This window comes from Nocardioides sp., assembly GCF_035547795.1.
Taxonomy (GTDB): Bacteria; Actinomycetota; Actinomycetes; order Propionibacteriales; family Nocardioidaceae; genus Nocardioides.
In genome coordinates, this window is the sequence record NZ_DASZUF010000080.1 from 1 (window position 1) to 7,093 (window position 7,093).

Here is a 7,093-nt window from a genome sequence, read left to right on the forward strand (position 1 = left end):
CGCTCAACCCCCAGGCGTTCGACGAGGTCCCGCGCCAGCGGGGTCGCGGCGCCGGCCCGGGCGGTCTCGAGGAGTGGCTCGCACTGGTCCTGGAGCCCGCCCGTGGGCGCCTGGCCGAGTTGGTCGCGGCCGGCCGCTCCGCGGCATGAGCGGCGGAGAAGTGGCACCATGGGAAGGAGTTGGACCTGTCGATTCCCTCAGGAGCCGCGATGCCGACCGTGGCCATCGACCGACTCGAGCGGCGCAGGATGTCGTTCGAGGAGTTCCTCGCGCTGCCCGAGGACATCCACGCGGAGTATCTCGACGGGGTGGCGATCGTGAGCCCGCCGGCGGACATCCCGCATCAGGCGCTCGCCGGCAGGCTGGTCGTGCTGTTCGCGACGTCGTTGCCGACGCTCGTCCCCGTCGCCGAGGCGGGGCTACGCACGATCCGCGACGGCCACCGCATTCCCGACGTCATGCTGCTTCGGAACGAGGAGCAGAGCGTCTGGGCCGAGCAGCGGCCCGTGCTCGTGGCCGAGATCACGTCCCGCTCGACACGCACCGAGGACACACTCCGCAAGTCGGGGGAATACGCACAGGCAGGCGTCGGGCAGTACTGGCTGCTCGACCGTGATCATCGCAGCCTCACCGTGATCGAGTACCTCGACGGCGTTGCCTCGGTGGTCCTCGAGCTCGATGACGACCATCCCACCGGCCGGGTGCGGGTGGGGGAGGACGGTGTCGTGGATGTCGACCTCGGGGCCCTGCTCGGCAGATGACCAAATGTGACTGACGGGTAGCAACTGCGACGACTGTCACATACTCTCGGTACATGAGCGCTTCCAACCCCGACCGCCACCCCCTCGTCGAGGGCCCGCGTGACCCCGAGCACGACCCTGGCGCGTCCTACGCGCTGGACCCGAAGTACGTCGCCGGCCTGACCGACCGGGTGCTCGCCAGCTCGGGGGAGACGGTGGAGGTCCGCTCGCCGATCGACGGGGCGCCGCTGGCGCACATCCCGCAGTCGACCGATGCCGACGTGGAGGAGGCGTTCCGCCGGGCGCGCGCGGCCCAGGAGCGGTGGGCGCGCACCCCGGTCAAGGAGCGCGAACGGCTGCTGCTGCGGCTGCACGACCTCGTGCTCGACCGCCAGGAGGAGATCCTCGATCTGATCGTGCTGGAGTCGGGCAAGGCCCGCAAGCACGCCTTCGACGAGCCGCTGCACATCGCGCTCACCGCCCGCTACTACGGGCGTACGGCGGCCAAGCACCTGGCCACCGAGCGGCGCCCCGGTGTCATCCCCGGGCTGACCCGGGTCGACGTGAACCACGTGCCCAAGGGCGTGGTGGGCGTCATCTCGCCCTGGAACTACCCGTTCACGATGGCGCTGTGCGACGGGCTGGCCGCGATCGCCGCCGGCAATGCCGTGGTCGCCAAGCCCGACGCCCAGACCATGCTCAGCGCGCTCCTGGGGCACGAGCTGCTGGAGCAGGCCGGCTTCCCGCGTGACCTGTGGGCGGTCGTCGCCGGCCCGGGCTCCAAGGTCGGCACCTCGATCATCGCGCGCGCCGACTACATCTGCTTCACCGGCTCCACCGCGACCGGCAAGCTGATCGGCAAGCAGTGCGCCGAGCGGCTGATCGGCTGCTCGCTCGAGCTGGGCGGCAAGAACGCCATGCTGGTGCTCGCCGACGCCGACATCGAGCGCGCCGCCGAGGGCGCCACCCGGGCGGTGTTCTCCAACGGTGGCCAGCTCTGCGTCTCCATCGAGCGGCTGTACGTCGCCGACGCCATCTACGACCGCTTCGTGGAGCGCTTCGTGGCCCGCACCCAGGCGATGACGCTCGGCGCCACGCTGGCCTGGGAGAACGACATGGGCACCCTGATCAGCCAGGACCAGCTCGACACCGCCGTGGCGCACGTCGAGGACGCGGTCGCCAAGGGCGCCCGGGTGCTGGCCGGCGGCAAGGCCCGCCCCGACCTCGGCCCGTTCTTCTTCGAGCCCACCATCCTGGAGGGCGTCACCCCGGAGATGACCTGCTTCGGCAACGAGACCTTCGGGCCGGTGGTCTCGGTCTACCGCTTCCACAGCGAGGCCGAGGCGGTCGAGCGGGCCAACGACGGCGACTACGGTCTCAACGCCGCGATCTACAGCCGCGACACCGACCGGGCCCGGGCGCTGGCCGCCCGGATCAAGTCCGGCACGGTGAACATCAACGAGGCGTTCGCGGCGACGTTCGCGAGCCTGGACGCGCCGATGGGCGGCTTCCGGCAGTCCGGCATGGGGCGGCGCCAGGGCGCCGAGGGCCTGCTGCGCTATACCGAGACGCAGTCGGTGGCGACCCAGAAGCTGATGCGCTTCTCGCCCATGTTCGGCATGTCCGACGAGGCCTACGCCAAGACCATGACCGCGAGCCTGCGGCTGCTGAAGGCGCTGGGTCGCGCGTGACCGTTCGAGACGCCTCGTCCCTCGGCTCCTCAGGGACCAGCCACTACGACGTTCTCATCATCGGCTCCGGCTTCGGTGGCTCCGTCAGCGCCCTGCGGCTGACCGAGAAGGGCTACAAGGTCGCCGTCCTCGAGGCCGGCGCCCGGCTGGAGGACAAGGACTTCGCCGACACCTCCTGGGACCTGAAGAAGTTCCTCTTCAACCCGGCGCTGGGCTGCTACGGCATCCAGCGCATCGACATGGTCAAGGACGCCATCATCCTGGCCGGTGCCGGCGTCGGCGGCGGGTCGCTGGTCTACGCCAACACGCTCTACGAGCCGCTCGACCCGTTCTACGCCGACCCGTCGTGGTCGCACATCACCGACTGGAAGTCGGAGCTGGCGCCCTACTACGACCAGGCCAAACGGATGCTCGGCGTGGTGGTGAACCCCTACGTCACCCCGGCCGACAAGGTCATGCAGCAGGTCGCCGAGGAGATGGGCGTCGGCGAGACGTATCACCAAGCGCCGGTCGGGGTCTTCTTCGGCCAGGAGGGCGTCGCTCCCGGCACCGAGGTCGCCGACCCGTTCTTCGGCGGCGAGGGCCCGGCCCGCAACACCTGCACGCAGTGCGGTGAGTGCATGGTCGGCTGTCGCCACAACGCCAAGAACACGCTGGTGAAGAACTACCTGCACCTGGCGGAGAAGAACGGCGCCGAGGTCCACCCGCTGACCACCGTGACCCGGGTCGTGCCGCGAGAAGGCGGCGGCTACACCGTGCATGCCCGATGGACCAAGGCGAAGCTCTCCCGGCGTACCGCCACCAAGACGTTCACCGCCGACCAGGTGATCTTCTCCGCGGCCGCGATCGGCACCCAGAAGCTCCTCCACAAGCTCAAGCTCACCGGTGACCTGCCGGACATCTCCGACCGGCTCGGCGAGCGCACCCGAACCAACTCCGAGGCGATCCTCGGCGCGATCGCCCCGGACCTGTCGGTCGACTACTCCGAGGGCGTGGCGATCACCTCCTCGATCCACCCCGACGCGACCACGCACTTCGAGCCGGTCCGCTACGGGCACGGCAGCAACTCCATGTCGCTGCTGCAGACGGTCCTCACCGACGGTGGCCCGCATCGGGTGCAGCGGTGGCTGAAGGAGATGTGGGCCCAGCGCTCGAACATCACCAAGCTCTACGACTTCAAGCACTGGTCCGAGCGGATGATCGTGCTGCTGGTGATGCAGGCGCTGGACAACTCGATCACCGTCTTCCCGAAGAAGACGCCGTTCGGGGTCCGGCTCTCCTCCAGGCAGGGCCACGGCCAGCCGAACCCGACCTGGATCCCGGCCGCCAACGAGGGCGCCCGGCTGATGGCGAAGGCGATGTCGACCGACGCCGGCGAGGGGTACGCCGGCGGCACCATCGGGGAGCCGTTCAACATCCCGATGACGGCCCACTTCATCGGCGGCTGCGCGATCGGCGACTCGCCCTCGACGGGCGTGGTGGACCCCTATCAGCGCCTGTTCGGATACGACGGCCTGCACGTGGTCGACGGCTCCGCGATCTCGGCCAACCTGGGCGTGAACCCGTCGCTGACCATCGCGGCCCAGGCCGAGCGGGCGATGTCGTTCTGGCCCAACAAGGGCGAGGCCGACCCGCGGCCCGCGCTCGGGGCCGGCTACGCCCGGATCGAGCCGGTCGCGCCGCGGCGACCCGCGGTCCCGCCGACGGCTCCCGCCGCGCTGCGGCTGCCCATCGTCGGAATCGGCTGAAAAAACTTCGAGAGCGGCGTAACCCGGCCCAGCGCGCCTCGTTGGAGTGACAGACCCGGGATTGCTCCCTCCCTTTGTGTTTCCGGGTCACGCGGTCCAGGCGCTGTCCATCAGTTGCGTGGACGATCAGGGCCCGGCCACCCTCCCTCCCCGGCCGGGCCCTGGTGCATTTCCCGGGGGTGCGCCGAGCGCCATAGGATCCCGCCATGACGGATGATCACGACCTCGTCCTCGTCGTCGACTTCGGGGCCCAGTACGCCCAACTGATCGCCCGCCGGGTCCGCGAGGCGCGGGTCTACTCCGAGATCGTGCCGCACACCACGCCGGTGGAGGAGATGCTGGCGCGCGGGCCGAAGGCGATCATCCTCTCCGGCGGGCCCAGCTCGGTCTACGAGGAGGGCGCGCCTGCCATCGACTCTGCGATCTTCACCGCGGGGACTCCGGTCTTCGGGATGTGCTACGGCTTCCAGCTGATGGCCCAGGGCATGGGCGGCACCGTCTCGGCCACGGGTGCGCGCGAGTACGGCCGCACGCCCGTGACCGTCGCGGAGCACGGCACACTGCTGGCCGGCATCCCCGCGGCGCACAACGTCTGGATGTCGCACGGTGACTCGGTCACCGCCGCACCCGAGGGCTTCGCCGTACTCGCCTCGACCGCGACCACCCCCGTCGCCGCCTTCGAGAACGTCGCCGCCGGCCTGGCCGGGGTGCAGTGGCACCCCGAGGTGCTCCACTCCGAGCATGGCCAGCGGGTGCTCGAGCACTTCCTGTGGGACATCGCCGGCTGCCGGCAGACCTGGACGATCGGCAACATCGCCGAGGAGCAGATCGAGCGGATCCGCACCCAGATCGGCGAGGACGGCCGGGCGATCTGCGGCCTCTCCGGCGGTGTCGACTCCGCAGTGGCCGCCGCGATCGTGACCAAGGCGATCGGCGACCGGCTGACCTGCGTCTACGTCGACCACGGGCTGATGCGCAAGGGCGAGAGCGAGCAGATCGAGCGCGACTTCGTCGCCGCCACCGGAGCGAAGCTGGTCGTGGTGGACGCCGAGAAGCAGTTCCTCGACGCGCTCGCCGGTGTCACCGACCCGGAGACCAAGCGGAAGATCATCGGCCGGGAGTTCATCCGGGCCTTCGAGGGCGCGCAGGCCGACATCATCCGCGAGGCGCCGGAGGGTACGGCGGTCGGCTTTCTGGTGCAGGGCACGCTCTACCCCGACATCGTCGAGTCGGGTGGTGGCACCGGCACCTCCACGATCAAGTCCCATCACAACGTCGGCGGGCTGCCCGAGGACCTGGAGTTCGAGCTGGTCGAGCCGCTGCGCGAGCTGTTCAAGGACGAGGTCCGCGCCGTCGGGGCCCAGCTCGGGCTGCCCGAGGTGATCGTGCACCGGCAGCCGTTCCCCGGCCCCGGGTTGGGCATCCGGATCATCGGTGAGGTGACCCGCGAGCGGCTCGACGTCCTGCGCGAGGCCGACGCGATCGCCCGCGAGGAGCTGACCGCGGCCGGTCTCGACCGCGACATCTGGCAGTGCCCGGTGGTGCTGTTGGCCGACGTGCGGTCCGTGGGCGTCCAGGGTGACGGCCGCACCTACGGCCACCCGGTGGTGCTGCGCCCGGTCACCTCCGAGGACGCGATGACGGCCGACTGGGCCCGGCTGCCCTTCGACGTACTGGAGCGGATCTCGACCCGCATCACCAACGAGGTGGCCGAGGTCAACCGGGTTGTCCTCGACGTCACGTCGAAGCCCCCGGGCACCATTGAGTGGGAGTAGGCCCCGCGCACAACAGCTGAGTTGGTCGGGTGACACGCCGGCGACCAACTCAGCTGTTGTTCGGGTCGGGCCGGCCGGGTACTGGGATCGCCGTACCGATCGCCGTATCGATCGAAGGAGCGATCCATGGCCGAGACCATCGTCGACGACCGACTCTGGGAGAACTTCCACCGCGCGGTGAACATGACCTCCCGCGAGCTGCGGGACTGGCTGGCGGTGCAGGGCGCGGGGGAGGAGACCGAGACCGAGCCCGACCGCGCCGGCAGCGAGCTGGGCCATCATGTGGCCGACATCCTGGGCAAGCGGCGCGCCGACCTGACGCCGGACGATGTCGCGGTGATGCGGCGGGTGGTCGACAAGGTGGCCGACCTGCGCGGCGAGGGCGAGGAGTGGGAGCCGACCGCCGGCGACGACCGCTGGCGGCGTCGGCTGATGAACGTCGGGCACGACCCGCTCAAGCCCTAGCTCGGACGGGTACCTGTCACCCGTGCCACCGACCTCCGAGCTCGCCCAGCTGACCGAGGCGATCGCCGGCTGCACCGCCTGCGAGCTCTACCGCGACGCCACCCAGGCCGTCCCCGGCCGGGGCGCGCTGGGTGCGCCGCTGATGCTGGTGGGGGAGCAGCCGGGCGACCGCGAGGACGTCGAGGGTGAGCCGTTCGTCGGACCGGCCGGGCACCTGCTGGACCGGGCGCTGGCCGAGGCCGGCATCGCGCCCGAGCACGTCTACGTGACCAACGTGGTCAAGCACTTCCGTTTCGCCCGACAGGGGAAGCGCCGGCTGCACAAGGCGCCCGCGGTGCGCCACGTCGAGGCATGCGCCCCGTGGCTGATCGCCGAACTCGAGCTGGTCGCGCCGGAGGGCGTCGTCCTACTCGGCGGTACGGCGGGCAAGGCCCTCTACGGACCGTCGTTCCGGGTCGGGGACGCCCGCGGCCGGCTGGCGGAGTGGCCACAGGAGCGCTTCCCGCTGACCACGCCGCCGTGGGTGCTCGCCACCGCGCATCCCTCGGCGATCCTGCGTGCCCGCGACGAGCGCGAGGACGCCTATGCGGCGCTGGTCGCCGACCTGAGGGCGGCCGTGGCCGCCCTCTGAGCCCTGCGGACGAAACAGGAAACAGCTGGGTTGGGGGGGGGGG

General features: G+C 70.7%; 6 protein-coding genes. All 6 read left to right on the forward strand.

The window, feature by feature from the left end; all coding sequences use genetic code 11:
* The first annotated feature begins 209 nt into the window (after positions 1-209).
* Positions 210-761, forward strand: a complete 552-nt coding sequence (locus VHA72_RS05860) for a Uma2 family endonuclease (RefSeq protein ID WP_325573507.1) — start codon at positions 210-212, stop codon at positions 759-761.
* Positions 762-814: 53 nt separating this feature from the next.
* On the forward strand, positions 815-2,431 hold the full coding sequence (locus VHA72_RS05865; RefSeq protein ID WP_325573508.1) for a succinic semialdehyde dehydrogenase: 1,617 nt from the start codon (positions 815-817) through the stop codon (positions 2,429-2,431).
* Positions 2,428-4,179: a GMC family oxidoreductase N-terminal domain-containing protein gene (locus tag VHA72_RS05870; RefSeq protein ID WP_325573509.1), complete on the forward strand. Its 1,752-nt coding sequence runs from the start codon at positions 2,428-2,430 to the stop codon at positions 4,177-4,179. Before VHA72_RS05865 ends, VHA72_RS05870 begins: the two co-directional genes overlap by 4 nt.
* 206 nt (positions 4,180-4,385) lie before the next feature.
* A complete protein-coding gene (guaA, locus tag VHA72_RS05875) occupies positions 4,386-5,954 on the forward strand; it encodes a glutamine-hydrolyzing GMP synthase (protein WP_325573510.1) in 1,569 nt (522 codons plus the stop codon).
* 126 nt (positions 5,955-6,080) lie between these two features.
* Positions 6,081-6,419 (forward strand): DUF3140 domain-containing protein, encoded by a 339-nt coding sequence (locus tag VHA72_RS05880; RefSeq protein WP_325573511.1) that lies wholly within the window; start codon positions 6,081-6,083, stop codon positions 6,417-6,419.
* Positions 6,420-6,441: 22 nt separating this feature from the next.
* Positions 6,442-7,050, forward strand: a complete 609-nt coding sequence (locus VHA72_RS05885; protein WP_325573512.1) for a UdgX family uracil-DNA binding protein — start codon at positions 6,442-6,444, stop codon at positions 7,048-7,050.
* Positions 7,051-7,093: the final 43 nt, after the last annotated feature.